Below are 20,813 nucleotides of genomic sequence, written 5' to 3'. Positions count from 1 at the left end.
CGGGGGAAACGGATTATTTTGAGCTGGCAAGGAGCTTGGTTCGGAAGGGCCTGAACTAACTGTCCGCCCCAGTTTGACGGCTGCCGATTCGGTGCGGTTCGAAAGGGCTATTCGGCCTCATTGCGACCGGTGGTACTCTAGTATCCGTTTGAAATCGAGCGAAGGAGTGCCGCTATGGAGCAATCGAGCCTGTTTGGTGACGGTGTGGACATCGATACCGAAACGCCCGCGAGTGTGGACGTCGCCGCACCGACCGATGCCCGTGCCCAGGCGGCAGTGCGGGCGGCAGAGTTGCGCCACGAGCTCGACTACCACGCCTACCGCTATTACATGCTCGACGCGCCCGAGATCACGGACGCCGCCTTTGACAAGATGCTCGTTGAGCTACAGGAAATCGAGGCAGCCTATCCCGATCTGGTAACGCCCGATAGCTATACCCAGCGCGTGGGCGGTTACGTGAGCGAACAGTTTACGCCGGTCGCGCACATGGCGCGCATGTATTCGATGGACGATGCCATGGACCTGGACGAGCTTGACGCGTGGCTGCAGCGCACCGAGGACGCCCTTGGCGCCGGTAGTGTCACCTATACCTGTGAACTTAAGATCGACGGCTTGGGCGTAGCCCTTACCTACCAAAACGGCACGTTCGTGCGCGCGGCCACGCGCGGCGACGGCACCACGGGCGAGGACGTGTCGCTTAACGTGCGCACCATCAAGGATGTGCCCATGCACCTGTCCGAGCCGGCGCTCGCCCACATGGGCGCCGACCGAGAGCGTACCATCGAGGTACGTGGCGAGGTTTACATGCCCAAGGGCAGTTTTGTACGCCTAAACGATGAGGCCGATGCCGAGGGCCGCGACCCCTTCGCCAACCCGCGCAACGCCGCCGCAGGTAGTCTCCGCCAAAAGGATCCCAAAGTCACGGCTCGTCGCGACCTGGCAACCTTTATCTACGCCATCGCCGATACCGACCCGTTGCATGTCCACAGCCAGCGCGAGTTCCTCGACTGGTTGCGCAGCGCCGGCTTTAGCGTCAACCCCAACGTGGCTCGCTGCGCCACGCCGGCCGAGGTCCACGAGTTCTGCGCCCAGGCGCTCGAGCATCGCGGCGACCTGGACTACGACATCGACGGCGTGGTCGTAAAGGTCGACAGCTTCCAGCAGCAGCTCGACCTGGGCTTTACCGCCCGCGCGCCGCGCTGGGCCATCGCCTTTAAGTTTCCGCCCGAGGAAAAGCAGACTGTCCTGCGCGAGATTCGCATCCAGGTGGGCCGCACGGGCGTGCTCACGCCGGTCGCCGAGTTTGACCCGGTGACAGTCGCGGGTTCCACCATCGCACGCGCCACGCTGCACAACATCGACGAGATCCGCCGCAAAAACGTGCGCGAGGGCGACACCATCATCGTGCACAAGGCCGGCGACGTGATCCCCGAGGTTGTGGGGCCGGTGCTCGACAAGCGCCCGGCGGACAGCGTTGACTGGCAAATGCCCGAGGTTTGCCCCGTGTGCGGCAGCCTCGTGGTGCACGAGGATGGCGAGGTTGCCTATCGCTGCGTGTCCATCGACTGCCCCGCGCAGCTCAAGGAGCGCCTGCTCCACTGGGTGAGCCGCGGCTGCATGGATGTGGACGGCTTGGGCGATGAGATCGTCGACAAGATGATCGCCGCCGGTCTGATCCACGATGTCGCGGACTTCTATCAGCTCACGGTCGACGACATCGCGGCGCTCGACACGGGGCGCACCTATGCCAGCTCCAACAGCAAAAAGGGCGTCAAGAAGGGCGACCCCATCCCGGTGGGCCTCAAGACGGCCGAAAAAATCATCGCCGAGCTCAGCAAGTCCAAGAGCCAGCCGCTCGGTCGCGTACTGTTTGCCCTGGGAATCCGCCACGTGGGCAAGAGTGTGGGCGAGGTCATCGCCGAACGATTCCTGTCGATCGACAAGCTCATCCTGGCGAGCGAAGAGGACATCGCCGAGTGCGAGGGCATCGGTCCCAAGATTGCGGCGAGCGTCAAGCAGTTCTTGGCTGTGCCCGAGAACCTTGCCGTGCTGGAGCGTCTGCGCCAGGCGGGTCTGTCGCTTGAGGTCGACTTGGGCGCCGCGCACGCGCAGGCCGCAGCCGACGCTGGCGTGGCGGACGAGCTCGCCGACGCGCAGCCGCTCGCGGGTCTGACCTTCGTGCTCACCGGCACGCTCGTCAACCGCACGCGTGACGAGGCGGGCGCGGCGCTCAAGGTGCTCGGCGCCAAGGTTTCGGGTAGCGTGTCAAAGAAGACGAGCTATCTGGTCGCCGGCCCCAAAGCGGGCTCCAAGCTCACCAAGGCCGAGCAGCTGGGCGTGCCTGTATTGGATGAGGACGCACTCGAGCAGATCTTGGCGACTGGTCAGGTGCCCCAGGCTTAGCGCATTGATAGCCTAATTGAAGAACCGCCCGGGAAGCATGATGCCTTCCGGGCGGTTCTTACTTTGCTGGGGCAACCGGCACCGTGATCTGCGTTACGTAGGTTGTCGGGTCGTCGCTGATGATATCGTCGATGAGGGCGATCTCGCGCGAGGGGCCGGCGGGCGTCAGGTTGTGTTCGTGCATGTAGCCGAGCAGCCGCTCGTAGCGCGGGGCTGCTTGTCCGTGCGTGCCACGGAAACTTATGGTCAGGCAGTGCGCGGCAGGCCGCGTCTCGATTTCACCCAGGTAGTCGTCGGTGTCGTCGAGCAGCAGAAAGACCTCGTCGTAGCCATCAAAGTCGCCGGCGGCCAGGCGTTCGGGCGCGATGCCCACACCTAGATTGCCAAGATAGGCAAAGGTTTCGTGCTGTCCCTGCTGAAGCTGGCGGATATGCCATCCCAGCGAATAGGCGTCGGTGGGATTGACGCGCTCGTGCAGCGCGGCGCAGCGAAGTTCGGGTTCCTCGATTTCGCTAATGGTGTCGAGATCAGCATTCAAAGCGCCGTGAAGCAAGGCAAGCCGCTGGTCAATCTTGCGCGACATGCGCTCCAACTCACGTCGCCTGTGCTCAATTAACTCCTGTTGCTTGGTCAGTTGCCGTTGTATCAAATCCATATCGCGCGTAGTGACAAACTCGCGAATCTGCGTCAACGGCAAGTCGAGAACGCGCAGGTTGCCGATGGTGTTGAGGGTGGAGAGCTGCCGCGATCCGTAGTAGCGGTACCCACTTGCCGGATCGACATATGCCGGCTCCAACAGCCCCATCTGTTCGTAATGGCGCAGTGTGCCCACGCTCAAATTGAGCAGGCGCGCCACCTCGCCAATGCGGAGCAGGCCCTCGGTGTGTTCGCTTGGCATGTCGGTCACAGGACCACTCCTTTCGGTAAAAACAGGGGAGAGGTGCTAGGCATGCGTCGCCTCGCTACGCCACCAGCTTGTCAAAAGTTCCGCGGCGGTTGAGCACGGTAAATGCAATCACGCAGATGACCGCCGACAGAATCGACCCGCACGGCGAGGCGATACCCATGGGGAACAGCGTGTCGGAATAGGCGTTCGACAGCAGCCAAGCGCCGGGCACGCGAATGAGGGCCACGGCCAGCACGTTGTGCGCAAAGCCGATGTAGCTCTTGCCGTATGCGGCGAAAAAGCCGCTAAAGCAAATGTGGATGCCGGCAAAAATCGCGTCGAAAATATAGCTGCGCATATAGCCGGTACCGGCGGCGACTACTGCAGCGTCCTTGGCAAAAAAGCCGATAAACGCCGGCGCCACCAGCCACATCAGCACCGTGATCAGGCAGCCGTACACCGCCGAGATGGTCATGGCGTCCTTGAGTACCTGACGCGCGCGGTCACCCTTGCCCGCGCCGGCGTTTTGCGCCGTGAGCGCGCTGACGGTAGCGCCCATGGAACTCGGCACGATAAACAAAAAGCTGATCATCTTTTCGACCAAGCCTACGGCGGCGGCGTCGACCAGACCGCGGTGGTTGGCGATGACGGTGATGAACATAAACGCCACCTGGATGCAGCCGTCCTGCACGGCCACGGGCACACCGATCTTAAGAATGCTGCCGAGCACCTCGGGCTGGGGGCGCAGGTCGCTACGCTTAACGTGGATGTTCGTGCGGCGGCTCTTGAGCCACACGAGCGCGAGGGCAACGCTGGCTGTCTGGGCGGTCACCGTGCCGAGTGCGGCGCCTACGGGGCCGAGCCCCATGTGGCCGATAAACAGAAAGTCGAGCGCGATGTTGATGATGCACGCCACGCCAATCACGTACATGGGCGAGCGCGAATCGCCCAGCCCGCGAAAGATGGCCGAGAGGATGTTGTATGCGGCGATAAAGGGAATGCCGACAAAGCAGATGCGCAGGTAGGCGGCAGTGCCTTCGACGGCTTCGGCGGGAGTGCCAATGAGCGCCACAATCTGCGGACACAGTGCGAGCAGGACAGCGGCCAGCACCACCGAGACACCCATAAAGAGCGTGATGGTGTTGCCGATGGCGGTCTCGGCTCGGTCAAACCGGCGCGAGCCCACGGCGTGGCCGACGATGACCGTCGTTCCCATGGCCAGGCCCACGAGCGTTACGGTAATGATATAGAGCGTCTGCGCGCCATTGCCCACGGCGGTGATGCCGGCGGCGCCGCTAAACTGCCCCATCATGTACAGGTCGGCCATGCCGTAGAGCATCTGCAAAAAGTACGAGAGCATATAGGGCAGGGCAAAGACCGCGATGGTCTTGAGGACATTGCCGCGTGTGAGGTCGTGTTCCATGGGCGGGGCTTTCTGGCTGGGTTCGTTTTGCTACCAGTGTAGTGAAAACCCTACAACGATTGTAGAGTCAAGGTTTATGTTGGCAGCGGGGCGAAAAAAGTCGCGCTCGCGTTCATTTCCAATTGAATGCAGAGATGCACCTTGCGAGCTTAGCGCCTGCACTAGCCTTGCAGAAATCGATTTCGGAACACTTGACACCGCCGCACGGCGCGCCATAATACGTGGGTTTGCGAACAACGTTTGATGGGGGATGAACCTGCGTGCGCAATCTCAAGATTCTGTTTTCCTATCTGGGGGCATACCGCCGCGATGCCATACTCGGCGTGCTCTTTGTGACGGCCGAAACGGCGCTCGAGCTGTTTATCCCGGTCATCATGGCAAATATCATCGACGTGGGCGTGCCCGCGGGCGACATCAACTACATGCTGTTGCAGGGCACGTATATGTTGGCATGCGCCGCATGTTCGCTGGTACTTGGCTTAGGCTATGCGCGCACGTCCGCCCGCGTTGCCTCGGGGCTGGGCGCTAACCTACGCGAGGCGGAGTATCGCAAGATCCAGACGCTCGCTTTTGGCAATCTGGACAACTACGACGCCAGCTCGCTCGTCACGCGCATGACCACCGACATCACCGTGATTCAAAACGCTATCGGCAATGGCTTTCGCCCCATGGTGCGCGGCCCCGTGACGCTTATCGTCGGCTTGGCCTATGCGCTGGTGCTGTCGCGTCCACTCGCTACGGTATTCGCAATTATTCTGCCGGTGCTGGCGATCGTGCTGGGCGTTATTACCTACCGTGTCAGTCCGCTCTACCGCCAGCTGCAGACCTCGATGGACCATCTCAACGGCGTGGTGCAGGAGGACCTCACCGCCGTGCGCGCCGTCAAGGCGTACGTGCGCGCCGAGCACGAGGAGGCCAAGTTCGATGCCGTCAATACCGAGCTTGCGCGCACCGCGACGAAGACCTTTGGCAACGCTGTGCTCAACCTGCCGGTGTTTCAGCTGTCGATGTACGTGGCGGCGCTTTCCATTCTGTGGATCGGCGGGCGCATGATTCTTGCCGGCGAGCTCGGCGTGGGCTCGCTCACGGGCTTTATGAGCTACGTGCTGCTGATCATGAACTCGCTCATGATGATTTCCAACGTGTTTTTGCTGCTCACACGCGCACTTGCCAGCGTGGAGCGCATCTCGCGGGTGCTCGACGAACGTTCGCTTATCCAAGCGCCCGACGCTGCCGCTGCCGTGCGCGAAGTGGCCGACGGAAGCATCGAGTTTCGCGACGTGTCGTTTAAGTACCGCGCGGATGCTGCCGAGGACGTGCTCGAGCATATCGACCTTTGCATTGAGGCGGGCTCCACGGTGGGCGTGCTCGGCGGTACGGGCTCGGGCAAGAGTTCGCTTGTGCAGCTGATCGCGCGCCTGTACGACGCCACCGAAGGCGCCGTACTCGTGGGCGGGCGCGATGTGCGCGATTACGACCTGGTTGCCCTGCGCGACGCCGTGGGTATCGTGCTGCAAAAGAACGTGCTGTTTACGGGTACCGTGCGCGAGAACCTGCAGTGGGGCAATCCGCAGGCGTCGGACGATGAGCTCCTCGCGGCCTGCCGGGCGGCATGCGTGGACGAGTTCCTGGATCGCATCGGCGGTCTTGACGGCTATCTGGGCCAGGGCGGTGCCGGTGTCTCGGGCGGGCAGAAGCAGCGCCTGTGCATCGCGCGTACGTTGCTCAAGCATCCGCGTGTGCTCATCTTTGACGATTCGACCAGCGCGGTCGATATGGCGACCGACGCCAAGATCCGCGAGCATATCGCTCAGATTCCCAACACGACGGTGATTGTCATTGCACAGCGCATTGCGAGCGTCATGGATGCCGACCGCATTATTGTGCTGGACGACGGCCGTGTCCACGGTGTGGGCACGCACGAGGAGCTGCTGGCGGGCGACGCCATTTATCAGGAGATCTATGCCTCGCAGATGGAGTTTGCGGGGGATGCGGGCGTCGCGGACGGCGCAAATGCCCTGTCTTCCTCTGGCCCCAGTGGATCACCTCAAGCCACGGAAGGGGGTGAGCGCCATGCCTAAGACATCCGCTCAGGCCCGTCCCACCAATCTGACGCAGACGCTTCGCCGCTTGCTCTCCTACATGGGTCACGCCAAGTTCTCGTTGCTCGCGGTGGGCGTGCTCGCCTCCGTCGCCGCCATCGCGAGCCTCGCCGGCACCTACATGGTGCGCCCTATCGTTAACGGTTTGGCAACGGGCGGCGAGGAATTGCTCACCAGGCAGGTTATCTTTACCGCTGCCATCTACGCCGCGGGCGTGCTCTCGGCTCTGGGCTACTCACAGATTATGGTGCGCGCGGCCCAGCGCGTGGTCTCCGATATCCGCCGCGACCTGTTTGCGCACATCCAGATGCTGCCGCTCAGTTATTTTGACAGCACGCGCTCGGGTGACATCATGAGCTTCTTTACCAACGACGTCGACACCGTCTCCGAGGCGCTCAACAACAGTTTTGCCAACGTGATTCAGGCCGCCATTCAGGTTGTGGGCACTACGGCTATGCTCATCATCCTTAACTGGCAGCTCACGATTATCACGCTCGTGTGCGATGCGGCCATTGTGCTGTATGCGCGCTACTCGGGCGCGCGTTCTAAGCGTTTCTTTGCCGCCCAGCAGGCATCGCTTGGCGACCTGGACGGATATATCGAAGAGATGGTCTCGGGCCAAAAGGTCATCAAGGTCTTTAATCACGAACAGGCCAACGTGGCTGGTTTTGACGTGCGCAACCAAGAACTGCGCCGCACCGGCACCGCCGCCGTGAGCTATGCCAACTCCATGGTGCCCATGACCGTCGTGATTGGCTACGTCAATTATGCCATCGTTGCCGTGGCGGGCGGCATGCTCTGCATCAAGGGACTCGCCGACGTAGGTGCGCTCGCAAGCTACCTGGTCTTTGTGCGTCAGGCTGCCATGCCCATCAACCAGTTTACGCAGCTCGGCAACTTCTTGCTCAACGCGTTGGCCGGTGCCGAGCGCCTGTTTGCGGCTATGGACCTTAAGCCCGAGGTGGACGAGGGCTGCGTGGAGCTGGTGCAGACGGGCGACGCCGCGTGGGCGTGGAAGATTCCCGAGGGCCAGGGCGTGGGCGCGTACGGGCACCTGCATGATGTGGCTGCCGTTGATGAGTCGGGCCGTGCGGTGGCTGCCGACGGCACCGAGCTCACGTGCGGCTTGGTCCCGCTCGCCGGCGACGTGCGTTTCCACGCCGTGGACTTTTCCTACGTGCCGGGCACGCGCGTGCTCACGGACCTCAACCTGTTCGCCAAGCCGGGGCAAAAGATCGCCTTTGTTGGCTCGACGGGCGCCGGAAAGACGACCATCACCAACCTCATCAACCGCTTCTACGAGGTCGATGACGGCGAGATCACGTACGACGGCATCGACGTCAAGCACATTGCCAAGGCCAGCCTGCGCGGGTCGCTCGGCATTGTGCTGCAGGACACGCACCTGTTTAGCGGCACCATTGCGCAGAACATCCGCTTTGGCAAGCTCGACGCGACCGACGAGGAGGTACGCGCCGCTGCCGAGGCCGCCTGCGCCGACTCGTTTATCCGCCGTCTGCCGCGGGGCTACGACACACCGGTCACGGCCGACGGCGCCAACCTGTCGCAGGGTCAGCGTCAGCTGCTCGCCATCGCGCGCGTGGCCGTCGCCGATCCGCCGGTGCTCATCCTGGACGAGGCCACGAGCTCCATTGACACGCGTACCGAAAAGCTCATCGAGCGCGGTATGGACCGCATCATGCGCGGTCGCACCACGTTTATGATCGCGCACCGCCTGTCCACTGTCCGCGGCGCCGACGCCATCATGGTCCTCGAACACGGCCGCATCATCGAGCGCGGCACGCACGAAGAGCTACTCGCCCAGCACGGCGAGTACTGGCAGCTGGCGCATGGCTTAAAAGAGCTGGATTAACCCGTTCGAGCACGATACTTTGACTCCTCCGTGCCCCTCACCTCGCCTCAAACCGTCACAACATTCGACGTTTTTTGCCAAAATCGGGAAAAGCATCGAATGTTGTGATGGTTTTTCTGCCACTCGACCGGGTGGAATCGCTTTCTTGCGCACGAAGGTGTGCGGACCCGTGGGCAGGGGAATAAGGTTGGTTATCCGACTCCATTGGAGGGCTCATGGACCTGCCGATCGTCCTGTCCCATAAGACTGCCTGGCTGTACCACAACGTGGCGCGCCCGTCCGAGCCGCTCTCGCGAGCAAGCAGCCTATACGATGAGGACTCGCTTACTAACGAGGCGGAGCCGACCGCGAGCCTGCCCAAATTGGGGCTCGATGCCAAGGGGCTGAGGGCTTCAACGGCAGTTGGGATCGTTACCGACTATCTGGTTGCGCTCGGTATTCCACGAGAAGAGCTCGATCATATCGACACGCTCGTCAACTTCGATTTTGAGCGCTCGACGCCGGCTGGATTTAGGTGCCACGTGTTTGGGGCGCCGGTACCTCCAGGCCATCTTATCGAGGTGGCAGAGGGCCTTCTGGTGGTTGATGAGGCCATGTGCTTTGTCCAGGCGGGTTCGTGGATGAGTGAGCCCGAGCAGCTGGAATATGGCTACGAAATCTGCGCCCGATACCATTTGAATCATCTGTCGACAGGCGATTATATCGAGATGGGGCAGAGGTATACCGTTGCCGACTTGATTGCCTATTGCAATGAGAACCGATCTCGTCAGGGGGCTATACGCGCGGCCGCCGTGCTCAAGCGCGTGCACGATGGCGCGCGGTCGCCCATGGAGACGGCCACCGCAATCATGGTCGTAGCAAAACGTTTCCAGGGCGGGCTGGGATACGCCAAAATCGAGCTCAACCATAGGGTCGATGTTCCCAACGAGTTCAAGTGTCTCGCAAAGGCCGGGTATTTCGAGATCGACGTATATGCGCCTGCGAGCGGTACGGGGATTGAATACAACGGCTCGGACCATCTTGATAAACAGCGCAGCGCGTCGGATGCGGAGCGTATGACCGTACTGAGCGCGCTGGGCTTTAGGATGATCGTCCTCACCGGGACTCAGTTTGCCCATCAGCTGCAATTGCACCGGGCGATGAACGCCATTGCGCTCGCTATGGGCCTCAAGTGCGACCGAAGCGAAGCGTTCCAAAAGCGGCAGAACGACCTTCGAGAATTCGTGATTCGCCACTGGGACGGCGGCCTCTAGGGGCGCTTTGGTCTTTCTACGGGGTGCCGTGGGCAGGCAAACCATCACAACATTCGACGTTTTATGCCAAAAACGGGAAAAGCATCGAATGTTGTGATGGTCTGTGTGTTGAGGATGGGCTTGGGAAGTCCGTTTTGCTCGAAGCGACCTGTCCTGTCGTACGGGTGTCGGCATGATTCTCTCGTGGGGTATTATGTTTTCCGAAGAATAAAACGCCGCGTGAGGGGAGGGCTGCGTGGACGGGCACGTGCAACATGACGGCTTTGGCCGCGATATCAACTACCTGCGCATTGCCGTTACCGACAAGTGCAATTTCCGCTGCATTTACTGCATGCCGGCCGATGGCGTGGCGCCCCGTGCACACGACGAGCTACTCAGCGCCGAGGAAATCGCCCGCTTTGTGCGCTTGGTGGCGGGGGAGGGCATTCGCCGCGTACGCCTGACGGGCGGCGAGCCGCTGGTCAGCCGCCGTATCATCCCGCTCATTCGCGACATCCGCGCGATTCCGCGGATCGAGGACATCTCGCTCACCACCAACGGAGCCCTGCTGCCCAAGCTGGCGCCGCAGCTCAAGGACGCGGGGCTTAACCGCGTCAACATTTCGCTCGACACGCTCGACCCTACGCTCTTTGGAAAGATCACGCGCCTGGGTCGACTCGAGCAGACCATGGCTGGCATCGACGCGGCGCTGGCTTGGGGCTTTGAGCCCGTTAAGGTCAACTGCGTTGTTGTGCGCCGGCTCAACCAGGATGTGGCGGCCCTCGCACGACTGACCGTCGACCGCCCCATCCACCTGCGCTTTATCGAATACATGCCCATCGGCGACGAGCGCACGAGCTCGCATTGTGCCGTAGACCCTCACGCGCCCGCGCTCAATCCCGAGTTGTGGGATGCGAGTGACACCGTTCCGAGCGACGAGCTGCGGGCGCGCATCAATGCCGGGGCCGCCGCTGTGGGTCTGGGCGAGCTCGAGCCGCTCGACATCAACGACGCTCCTGCCGGCGCGGGCCCTGCGCGCTATTGGCATTTTCCGGGCGCGGCGGGAACGGTTGGCTTCATTAGCGCCATGTCCAACCATTTTTGCGCGAATTGCAACCGTCTGCGCCTGACGGCTGACGGAAACGTGCGTCCGTGCCTGTTCAGCGATGCCGAGTATTCGGTGCGTGAGGCGCTGCGCCGTGGTGATGATATGCAGGTACTTTCGATTTGGCGCGATGCCGTGGCCCACAAACCGCAGGAACACGCGATAATTGAGGGCACGCAACGATTTATGTCCCAAATCGGAGGATGATCATATGGCCAAGAGCAGGTACGCCGATGCCACCAAGGCCGCTCGCAGGGCCGCGATGTCTGCCCATAAAGCTACGGCTGCGGCCGGCAATGCCGCCGAGTCCGCGCCCGCACAGCCGTCTGCCGGCGCTGCCACCGAGCCCGCCCGCGACGCCCGCCGCGACGAGCTGACGCACGTGGATGCCAAGGGCGAGGTACGCATGGTCGACGTGTCCGACAAGGCCGAGACCCATCGCATCGCCATCGCCGAGGGCACCATCCTCATGCACCCCGAGACGCAAGCCATGGTGCTGCAGGACCGCGCCAAAAAGGGCGACGTGCTTGCCTGCGCGCGTGTGGCGGGCATTATGGCCATCAAGCGCACGAGCGATATCATTCCCATGTGCCATCCGCTGCTCATTACCAAGAGCAAGTGCGACATTGCGCCCATCGCTGCGGCGGGGACGCCGGCCGAGGACGTGCCCGAGGGCTGGGCGCCGGCGCGCGCGGACGGGCAGGTTGGCTTTCACGTACTGGTTACGGCCGGCGTGACGGGCAAGACGGGTATCGAGATGGAGGCCCTGACCGGCGCGAGTGCCGCGTGTCTGACCATCTACGACATGTGCAAGGCCGTCGATCGCGGCATGGAGATCGTCGACGTACGTCTGCTGCACAAGGAAGGCGGCCGCTCGGGCGTGTGGGATCGTGCCGAACGCCAGGCCGCAGCTGTTGAGGCCGTGGGAGCCGCGGGCAACGCGCTCGCGAGCGCACCCGTCGCCGTCACGCCCGCAGCTCCCACTCCGGCCGTCCCCGCGATCGCGTTTATCGGCTACCAAAACTCGGGCAAGACCACGCTCGTCGAGAAAGTTATCGCCGAGCTCACCCGCCGCGGCCTGCGCGTGGGTTCGCTCAAGCATCATGGGCATCACGGCTTTGATATCGATGTGCCCGCTAAGGACACCTGGCGCCATCACCAAGCCGGATCCAAGCACGTGGGCCTCATCTGCGCCACGCGCTGGGCGGAGTACGCCGATACGCGCGAGGAGGACGAGATGCTCGCGCGTGAGCTGCTGTCGCGCTACAACGATGTCGACGTGGTGATCATCGAGGGCTACAAGACCGAGGGCTTCGACAACATCGTGGTCGCGCGCTCCGGTGTCGACCGTCTGCGCGGCAAGAGCTCGCTTGACCTAGTCGACGGTCGCACGTTGGCCCTTGCCTGCAATGAAGCCCTGGCGCGTCAGGCCTTCGATGCCGGCTTTGCGACCCGAGCCATCAACATCAACGATGCCCGAGCCATCTGCGACCTCATCCAAGATCATCTGGCCTAAAACCTGCCAACAAGGGACAGGTTTATTTTGGCAGGTTTATCTGGGCAAACGTCATTTCCACCACAAAGGGGCCAGGCGCCTTTGTGGTGGTTTTTGCTTTGGTAGATGTGTGGAACATGCCTTACAATCTACCAAGTAGTTCATGACGGGCGAAAAACGGAGAGAAGGGGCTCGATGCGTCCTTAATGTTTCATGCGGATAGATTGATTTGACAGACGGTGGCGAATACCCACCGCCCGTATTCGTATGAAACAAGGAGTCTCCATGCTCACATCTCTTTTCTCAAAGCCTCAATCATCGCTTTCCGTGCAGGCCAAGCGCCTGGTGGCGATGCGCTTTCTCATCTACACCGGTTTTCAGACCAGCTACTTTATCGGCGTTATCGGAACACTCACCTATGCGGACGGCGCTTCGGTCGTCGCGACATCGCTGGCCGTCCTGTTCATGAACGTTTTCGTGATCCTGGGATCCTTTGCGGGCGGCGCGGCGCTCGACGCCTGGGGTCCGCGCCGCCATTTCTTGCTGAGCATTGTGGGCACGCTGGCAACCGGCACGGCAATCATCGCCTTTGGCAGCGCGACCGGCGTCGTCCTACTCGGCGCGGTGTTTCTGGGCTTTGTGATGGGGTTCGCCCAGCCCATCGCCACGTCCTATCCGGCCTACCTCACCGACGATCCTGTCGAGCTCAAAGACATCAACTCCGCCATCGCCATGTTTTCAAACGTGAGCATCATTGTTGGCCCCATGCTGGGCGGCTTTGTCGCGGCGGCTGCATCGTCGCGCGCGGTCTTCGTGCTCATGATGCTCTCTACCGTGTTGGCGTTCGTCGTCGGTTGGGGCTTTGGGCCGCAGACCAGCCATATCGCCGGGCATGCAGATGCCGATTCGGCAGAGGAAGGGGAGCGTGCGGGACAAAGCCCCAACCCCAACACATCTTCCCGCGTTACCTTCGCGATCAGCATCAAGACGGTCTTTACCAACAGCGTCCTCGCCCTGCTGTTCTGCATTATCTTTCTCTCGAACTTTGGCTATGGCGCCTTTGACCCGCTGGAGTCGTTCTTCTACCGCGATATTCTGCATGTCGGTGTCGAATGGATGGGCTGGCTCTCGTCGGCCTCGGGCGTGGGCGCGGTGCTGGGTGCCGTGCTCGCGCTCCGCTTGCCGCTGCACTTGGTAAACCTAAAAACGCTGCTCGTGGCACTTATGTCCGTGGGCCTGGGAAGTCTGCTCTATGTGGGGACGCCGTACGTGGGCGTGGCCCTCGTCGGCCAGATCGCCCTGGGCATAGCTTGGGGTGTCGTCAACCCGCTCCACAACACCATTGTGCAGACGACGGCACCGCTCGAGCAGCTTGGCCGTGTGAACTCGGTCATGGGCTTTGGCAATATGTTCGCCGGCGTGGCCCCTCTGGCGATTGCCCCGTGGCTGGCGGCAACATTTGGCGTACAACGGACACTCGTGGGAGCGGGTATGGTCGTGACGGCGGTTCCCGCGGCGCTGCTGCTGTTTGGACGTCGGCATCTGGATTGTGCCGCAAAGCAGTAAAAACCATCACAACATTCGATGAAAATCGCGATTTTGCCGAAAAACGTCGAATGTTGGGACGGTTTGCATCGTGGATCCGACCACCACAAAGGGGACAGGCACCTTTGTGGTGGTTTTTGCTTTGGCAGGCCGCGACCGAGCCTTGGTATACCATGAACGCCACTTCCAGATACACTCCACACCAATGCACTGCCCAGAAAGGCCCCCATGGACGCCACCTTCAGCCACATCAAAGCCGTACTCTGCGATCTTGACGGCACGCTGCTCACGAGCGAGCACACGGTGTCCCCGCGCACCGTGGCGGCGATCCGCGCCCTGAGCGAGCGCGGCGTGCTGTTTGGCCTGTGCACCGGGCGCGACGCCCAGGCGACCGAGGCTATGTTTGAGCTCTGGGGCATCGACGGCCTGGTAGACGTGCTGGTGGGCTGTGGCGGCGCCGAGGTCATCGACCGTGCGCACGGCATCAACGAGCTGAGCTACCCGCTGCCGGGCGAGACCATCGCGCGCATCTGCGAGCATATGGCAGACCTGCCGGCAACGCCCGTTTGCCCTCGGAACGGCGTGCTCTATGTGCCCGAGAGCAATGCGTGCGTCGAGCACCTGTCGCGTGTCGACGGCGTGCCCTACAAGGTGGTCGACTTTGCCGAGTTCCTGCGCGATCCGCAGGCCAAGGTGATGTTCACCATGGCGCCCGAGGTGATGCCGCAGGTTATCGAGCGGGCGTCGACGCTCGGCGATGACACCGTTAAGGCGGCTGCTCTGCAAACCACACAGCGACTCTACGAGTTCATGGATCCGCGCGTGTCCAAGACGCGCGGCCTGGTGCGCGTGGCGGAGCTCAACGGCATGGAGCTGCAGAATATCTGCGTGTTTGGCGATGCCGATAACGACACCTGCATGGTGGCCGACGCCGGCGTGGGCGTGGCCATGGCAAATGGCAGCGACGCCACCCGTGCCGCCGCCGATTTTGTAACCGCCAGCAACGACAAAGACGGCATTGCGATCTTTATCGAGGAACATCTGCTGTAGTGCCGGGGCAGAATCACCACAAAGGGGACGGGCACCTTCGTGGTGGCCTCAGGCGATTTGGGCGAGTTGATGCCTACAATCTGCGCGCAAATTCAAATTTGGTTGTCTGAACATTACGCTTCCAACCACCGATGGGCTAAAGATATTCTCATCAGCTTGGCAGGGTATTACTCCCGGTAAATGACCTACCGCTCATGGTCGATTTTCGACTGTTTACAGGATGTTTACTCTTGAGCAAAATGTTGTGCAAATAAATCTAATGCCATTAAAAAATTATTGACAACTATATTACCAGCAGAAACAAAAAAAAGATAGCGAATAAACGAAGGTAAATCTGAGCAAATGTCAAGAGAATTGAGAATTCGCTACAAAACAATCGGTTATCTTGTTCAGATGTTCAAACAATCGCTACAATATGGATCACTAAGCGTGCGCAATTACAGATTGCGCAGATACGTTTGATAGTGAAAGAGCAAGATCGCGGTCTCTTGGGGAGGAGACATCGATGAAAGCAAATTCAGACAAATCTAAACAGAGTAATAAAGCGACGCGCCGTGTACTGGCAGGCGTCTTGTGCGGAGCCTCCGTTTTGAGCCTGGTACTGTCGCTCGTCATGCCCCCGATCTCTCAGGCTATTGCCAACGATGCCCAGACGGTTTCTGCCGAGGAAACTGTGATGGGGGGGGGTTCCTCAAGTGAGTCTACTGATGTAGACAACACCAACAACTGGGATACCGAAAAGCAGAATAGCAGCGATGCCGAGAATGAGGCGAACGAGGATACCGTTGCACCAGACTCGACAGCCGATGACGCGGAGGCCGAGGGCGCCGCGCAGCCTTCCGACGCACAGACTTCTGATGATGAAAATAGCGACGAAAACGCAATTGCTCCCGCCAGCGTCAGTGACGATGACTATGACAAGGTAAATGGTGATGTTTCTGGGAAATTCGACAACGGCGGCAAGTTTCAACTGACGGGTCCCGCCTATTCGAGTCAGCAGATTGACATCAAAAAAAACACCACCATTAATCTTGCGGGAAACATGCTCTACAACCGCTCCGGCGGCTTAGACTCCTTCTTTGTGGTCGAAAACGGAGTCACGCTCACCATCGAGAACATTATCGAGGGCTCAGATAGCACAAAAGACGAAAAGACTCCGGTCGACAATGCGCCGGCGGGTCAGCCTGCGATTATGACATGGGAAAGGGGAGACGAGTCTAGCTCTAATAACGGCGCTCCTAAGAGTCTTACTTACTATGAGACTAAGAGCACGCCCAATACAGATGGACTTTGCACCACCGAGACTACGTACAGGCATGACGTTACGGGCTTTGGCGCTATCGTTGCGGCATCGGACCACGGTTCCGTAAAGCAAGTGGTCACCGTTAATGAGGGCGGCATGCTCGATCTCAAGGGCGGCATGATTACCACGGCCGCCAATCTGAGCGATAACGGCCATGTGATTCTTTCTACGGGTAAGGTCAAAATCGAAGGCGGTTACGTCACCAACGGCAACCGCGGTGGCTGGGGCGGTGGTCTGTGCATAACGGGCGCGAATGCCAGCCTCGAAATGACAGACGGCGTGGTCGCGGGAAACAAGGCAGCTTCTGGCGGCGGCGTCTATGCTGACAACGGAGCCACCTTGAAGCTTACGGGTGGAATCATCTCTGGCAACGCTACGTACGGCGAGGCGGATGGTCTCGGTGGCGGCATCTTGGTTTCGGGCGGTAGTGTGACCGTTTCTGGTGGCTACATCACTAACAATAAATACGCTAAGTTTTGCGGCCACGATGGCTGGGGTAACCATGGCGGCGCTGGGCTTGCTGCCAATAACGGCGCCCATGTCACCATTTCTGGTGGCAAGATTACTGGCAATTATTCTGAAGAAGCTGGTGGCGGCGTTTACGTTACCAATCAAGATCAATCAGGTATGGCATGGCTCGACATTACGGGAGGAATTATTGCCTCTAACGTGAGCTACCGATCTGAAGGTGCCGGTATCCGAGTGGGCCAGCAAGTTGACGCGATGATTAACGGCACTCCAAACAGCAAAGTCTACATCACTCACAACCGCTGCATGTCTCGCTTTGACTGGGGCGGTGGCGGTATCTTCGTCCAGGGAAACTCGAATGAGGGTATGGAAAAGACCGCTGGTAGATTATTTGTATACAACTCGTACATTAGCAGCAATACCGCTGGCGGCTATGGCGGCGGCGTAGCAGTCTGCCCCACGGGCAAGACGTTGGTAACGAACACTGAGGGCACGGCAATCTTTGGCAATTCGTCTGCTGACAGTGATCAAAATTTCAAAGAATACAATCGGGTAGATGGTAGTGGTAATGATGGTACGCCCCATCTTTCAGCTGGTGGTGCTGAAGGTACTAATAAGACTGAAGATAGAGATGCATACGATTCGGAGACGTTTCGCACGTACGGTCATGCCGATTTCTTCCTCGCAGCGACAGGTCACACAACGCCGGTTGCAGTGGTAAGCGGCAAGATGCTTGGCGATATAGACGCCAAGTATTCGGGAAGCATTGAGCTAAATGATCCCATTACCATCCCCGCCAAGGGTGTTGCTCAGGTAAAAAATAGCATCGGTCTGACTTCGGCTGTTAGTGCCACGGATAAAGCGGTGACTGAGGCAGTACAGAAAAATAAAGTGACAACTTTCATCACGGACAACTATTCCTGGAACCATGGTGGCGGCATCATGTCGAATGGCGACCTGTACTTGGGTCAGCCAGCAGACACGTATGTCTATCCGAGCCTTAAGCTGAAGGCGACCAAGGCGCTGTCCGGCCGCAAGATCAATAAGGGGGAGTTCTCCTTTACGGTCTACCGCAAGGATTCGGTTGATCCTTTCGCTAGCGGGGTATTCAATCATGACGTTTGCACCCCGGTTGGAACTGCAAGTAATGTTGATGGAGGCAACATCACGTTTAACCTGGGTGAGCAGTCTGCAGCGAACGGTACGGCTGGCACGATTACATACTACCTAGTCGAAAATGCCGGAAAGGTTTCCGGCATCACATACGACCCCGCCGTGTACGAGATTAAGGTGACAGTCGAAGACCACTCGACTGTGCTCATGACTGTTCCGACTCGGAACGATCCGAACAAGACCATAGAGATCAAAATCCATAACTACGAGATCAAAAATGTGAGCGCGGTCGAGCATTCCGAGGGCAAAACTGACCACCGGAACGCTGATGTGCAACTAGATGCTATTGGGGGCTATTATTCGATTGGCGGCCCCGACGGGGAAAAGACCTTCACCAACACGTACGACCCTGAGGTTTCCTGGACTCCTAAGGCGACTAAGGTCGTTAAGGGTGGCGAGATGAAGAAGTTTACACTTCAGCTCGCGAAAGACAGCCATTTTAAAGACGAAGACATCATCGGTACTGCCGTGACTTCTGGTTCTGATAAGACGCAGACGCTTCCGTTCAAGGACACCAGAGATAATACGGTTGAGTTCAAGTACTCGCTCTCTGATATCAGCAATAATCCCGACGACCCGGGCGGCTTCACGGGTGGCTCTTTCAAGACCTTTACGTACTATGTGCGCGAGAAAACCGACGGTTCGCAGTTCTCGCACTACACGTACGACCACTCGGTCTATGGGTTCACGGTTAAGCCAACGTATGACACCAAAACAGGAGAGATCAACTGTAGGGTGACCTACAAGAAGGGAACCGTTGACTCCGAAGGCAATTGGACAGCAGACCCCAATGCCAAAGAACGGACGTTCATCGACACCTCCACCCCCAACTCCACCGACACCTCCATCCCCACCTTCACCAACACCTTCTCCACCTCTTTGCCCCTTTCTGGTATGTCGGGCGTCACTCTGACGTACCTTGCCGGCGCGGCGGTGCTTTGCGCTGCTGCGGCTTGGATGCACATTCGTCGCAAGGCGAATGCGAAGGGAGGCGAGCGTCGTGAATAAGAAAGTTTGCTCCTTCCCGATCTTGTTTGCGCTGCTTGCCCTCCTGATCGGCACCTGCGCGGTTGTGTTCCCCGCTTCCGCGCAGGCCGCGCCGACCTCGACCGGTTCCATCACGGTGAGAGGCACCGTGGCGCGCAGCTACGACGCCTACCAGATCTTTAGCGCCAACGTCGTCGACGGCGACAACGACGCCAAGATTGCCACCGACCTCGCCTGGGCAAGCGACGCCGTGCGCGACGCCGCGCTGCCTGTGCTGCACAGCGCCGGCATGCCCAATTCAAAGACCACCGCGCAGGAAGCTGCCGAATGGCTCAACGCCGATTCCCACCTTACGGGCGCGCTGAGCGCACGGCTCGCTCGTTCCCTCCAGAGCTCTGACGCCGTGTCCGTGGCCCTTAACGCGGGTAAGGCGTCCGAGCTGCCCTGTGGCTACTGGCTCATGGTCGCCGACGACGACGCCATCGCCCAGGGCGAGGCCGGCACCGCGCCGATCATGGCCCTGGTCGGCGGCAGCGCCGTCACCGTCAAGCCCAAGGCCGCGACCCCCAAGGTCGCCAAGCACGTGCTGGAGGACGGCACCGCCGCCTGGCAGAAGGCCGCCGACGCCACGGTCGCCGACGACCTGTACTGGCGCCTCTCGGCCACGGTCCCGGCGGGTCTTACCGCCTACGACACCTACGCGGTGCAGTTCGTCGACACCATGAGCGCGGGGCTCGACCCCTCCAAGGTCGCCGCGAGCATGCGCGTGTACGTGGCGGCGGGCGCGGACGGCGGCTTCGACGCCGTCTCGACCGGTAAGTACGGTCGCGTCGGCGCCGAGCCCGCGCAGGGCTGGACCGACATCACAGCCCAGTGCGCCACCAAGGTAGCGGCCGACGGCAAGACCTTCACCGCGCGCACCGGCGACCTCATCGCCGCGCTCGGCGGGGCCGACGCCTTCGCCGCGGGCGCCCGCGTGGTCGCCGTGTACAACGCGCCGCTCAACAGCGCGTGCAACCACGGCATCGCGAAGGGCAACCCCAACGAGGTCTACCTGCGCTACCCGCGCTCTCCCTTTGCCGACCAGTCCGGCGACGCCGGCTTCACCCGCACGCCGAGCGACGACGCGTGCGTCTACACCTGGGATCTCGCGCTCACCAAGCGCGGCAGCGACGGCGACAAGCCGCTTGCTGGGGCGGTCCTGAGCATCGCCGACGACCGCGGTCGCACACTGGCGGCCGATGGCACGTGGGACGCGGAGGGCAAGGCCACCGTCACCACGGGCGAGGACGGCCGCGTGACCGTTTCGGGCGTGGACTCGGGCAAGCTGGAGGTCCGCGAGCCCAAGGCGCCCAAGGGCTACACCGCCTTTGAGGGCACGCGCTCCGTGACGGTCAAGGCCGAGGGCCTGGACGTCGACCAGGTGGCCGCCGCCAAGCCCAAGCTCACCATCACGGCCGAGTCGCCCCTGCGCGCCGACAGCGCGGACGGGTCGACGGGCAGCCTGGAGGCGTCGCTCATCAACACGCCCACCGGCACACCCCCTAGCATTACCACCGGAGGCTTTATGCCCTCGACTGGCGATATGGCAATGTACGCCGCGGCCGCCGCAGCGGTCGTCGGAGCCGCGCTCATCGTGGTTGCGCTCCTGGTCAAGCGGGGAGGTGGCAGCCATAAAGAGTAGCTGGCAGCCCCACAGAGAGCGGGGCGAGACGTAGCGAAGCAGATGCTAAGACACAGACAGATGATGACCGATCGAATGAGAACCAAC

General features: G+C 60.7%; 12 protein-coding genes. 10 read left to right on the top strand and 2 right to left on the bottom strand.

Annotated features, from left to right (window positions below; all coding sequences use genetic code 11):
- Nucleotides 1-174: 174 nt before the first annotated feature.
- A complete protein-coding gene (gene ligA / locus DWY03_RS04200; RefSeq protein ID WP_117839987.1) occupies nt 175-2,403 on the top strand; it encodes an NAD-dependent DNA ligase LigA in 2,229 nt (742 codons plus the stop codon).
- Nucleotides 2,404-2,461: 58 nt separating this feature from the next.
- On the opposite strand, the gene DWY03_RS04195 is transcribed toward ligA, so the two are convergent.
- Complete coding sequence (locus DWY03_RS04195) at nt 2,462-3,301, bottom strand: MerR family transcriptional regulator (protein WP_231500771.1); 840 nt, start codon at nt 3,299-3,301, stop codon at nt 2,462-2,464.
- 64 nt (nt 3,302-3,365) lie between these two features.
- Nucleotides 3,366-4,712 carry an MATE family efflux transporter gene (locus tag DWY03_RS04190; RefSeq protein WP_117839985.1) on the bottom strand — a complete coding sequence of 449 codons (1,347 nt, stop codon included), beginning with the start codon at nt 4,710-4,712 and terminating at the stop codon, nt 3,366-3,368.
- A gap of 260 nt (nt 4,713-4,972) precedes the next feature.
- Here DWY03_RS04190 and DWY03_RS04185 point away from each other — a divergent pair, with 260 nt between their 5' ends.
- The 9 genes from DWY03_RS04185 to DWY03_RS04145 all read left to right on the top strand — a co-directional run bounded on the left by DWY03_RS04185 (nt 4,973) and on the right by DWY03_RS04145 (nt 20,726).
- Nucleotides 4,973-6,793 (top strand): ABC transporter ATP-binding protein, encoded by a 1,821-nt coding sequence (locus tag DWY03_RS04185; RefSeq protein WP_117839984.1) that lies wholly within the window; start codon nt 4,973-4,975, stop codon nt 6,791-6,793.
- Entirely contained in the window at nt 6,786-8,684 is a 1,899-nt protein-coding gene (locus tag DWY03_RS04180) for an ABC transporter ATP-binding protein (RefSeq protein ID WP_117839983.1), read from the top strand. The genes DWY03_RS04185 and DWY03_RS04180 overlap by 8 nt, the downstream gene beginning before the upstream one ends.
- A gap of 215 nt (nt 8,685-8,899) precedes the next feature.
- The gene (locus tag DWY03_RS04175; RefSeq protein WP_117839982.1) at nt 8,900-9,937 is read left to right on the top strand and encodes a hypothetical protein; all 1,038 of its coding nucleotides are present in this window, start codon (nt 8,900-8,902) and stop codon (nt 9,935-9,937) included.
- A gap of 235 nt (nt 9,938-10,172) precedes the next feature.
- Nucleotides 10,173-11,228 carry a GTP 3',8-cyclase MoaA gene (gene moaA / locus DWY03_RS04170; protein WP_231500768.1) on the top strand — a complete coding sequence of 352 codons (1,056 nt, stop codon included), beginning with the start codon at nt 10,173-10,175 and terminating at the stop codon, nt 11,226-11,228.
- Nucleotides 11,229-11,232: 4 nt separating this feature from the next.
- Nucleotides 11,233-12,537, top strand: a complete 1,305-nt coding sequence (gene mobB, locus DWY03_RS10320) for a molybdopterin-guanine dinucleotide biosynthesis protein B (RefSeq protein ID WP_117839981.1) — start codon at nt 11,233-11,235, stop codon at nt 12,535-12,537.
- A 264-nt stretch (nt 12,538-12,801) separates the two neighbouring features.
- Nucleotides 12,802-14,082: an MFS transporter gene (locus DWY03_RS04160; protein ID WP_158558619.1), complete on the top strand. Its 1,281-nt coding sequence runs from the start codon at nt 12,802-12,804 to the stop codon at nt 14,080-14,082.
- 207 nt (nt 14,083-14,289) lie between these two features.
- A complete protein-coding gene (locus tag DWY03_RS04155; protein WP_117821025.1) occupies nt 14,290-15,111 on the top strand; it encodes a Cof-type HAD-IIB family hydrolase in 822 nt (273 codons plus the stop codon).
- A 505-nt stretch (nt 15,112-15,616) separates the two neighbouring features.
- Nucleotides 15,617-19,063 (top strand): Spy0128 family protein, encoded by a 3,447-nt coding sequence (locus DWY03_RS04150; RefSeq protein WP_117839980.1) that lies wholly within the window; start codon nt 15,617-15,619, stop codon nt 19,061-19,063.
- A complete protein-coding gene (locus tag DWY03_RS04145; protein ID WP_158558618.1) occupies nt 19,056-20,726 on the top strand; it encodes a SpaA isopeptide-forming pilin-related protein in 1,671 nt (556 codons plus the stop codon). The genes DWY03_RS04150 and DWY03_RS04145 overlap by 8 nt, the downstream gene beginning before the upstream one ends.
- Nucleotides 20,727-20,813 lie beyond the last annotated feature (87 nt).

It is taken from the genome of Collinsella sp. AF23-2 (genome assembly GCF_003459245.1).
Lineage (GTDB): Bacteria > Actinomycetota > Coriobacteriia > Coriobacteriales > Coriobacteriaceae > Collinsella.
Note: the sequence above shows the minus strand (reverse complement) of the source record. Positions and strands in the feature narration are given on the sequence as shown.

Excerpts from the sequence above, each read along its gene's own strand:
- ligA (WP_117839987.1), top strand. The coding sequence starts at position 175 with ATGGAGCAATCGAGCCTGTTTGGTGACGGTGTGGACATCGATACCGAA.
- DWY03_RS04195 (WP_231500771.1), bottom strand. The coding sequence starts at position 3,301 with ATGCCAAGCGAACACACCGAGGGCCTGCTCCGCATTGGCGAGGTGGCG.
- DWY03_RS04190 (WP_117839985.1), bottom strand. The coding sequence starts at position 4,712 with ATGGAACACGACCTCACACGCGGCAATGTCCTCAAGACCATCGCGGTC.
- DWY03_RS04180 (WP_117839983.1), top strand. The coding sequence starts at position 6,786 with ATGCCTAAGACATCCGCTCAGGCCCGTCCCACCAATCTGACGCAGACG.
- DWY03_RS04175 (WP_117839982.1), top strand. The coding sequence starts at position 8,900 with ATGGACCTGCCGATCGTCCTGTCCCATAAGACTGCCTGGCTGTACCAC.
- mobB (WP_117839981.1), top strand. The coding sequence starts at position 11,233 with ATGGCCAAGAGCAGGTACGCCGATGCCACCAAGGCCGCTCGCAGGGCC.
- DWY03_RS04160 (WP_158558619.1), top strand. The coding sequence starts at position 12,802 with ATGCTCACATCTCTTTTCTCAAAGCCTCAATCATCGCTTTCCGTGCAG.
- DWY03_RS04155 (WP_117821025.1), top strand. The coding sequence starts at position 14,290 with ATGGACGCCACCTTCAGCCACATCAAAGCCGTACTCTGCGATCTTGAC.
- DWY03_RS04150 (WP_117839980.1), top strand. The coding sequence starts at position 15,617 with ATGAAAGCAAATTCAGACAAATCTAAACAGAGTAATAAAGCGACGCGC.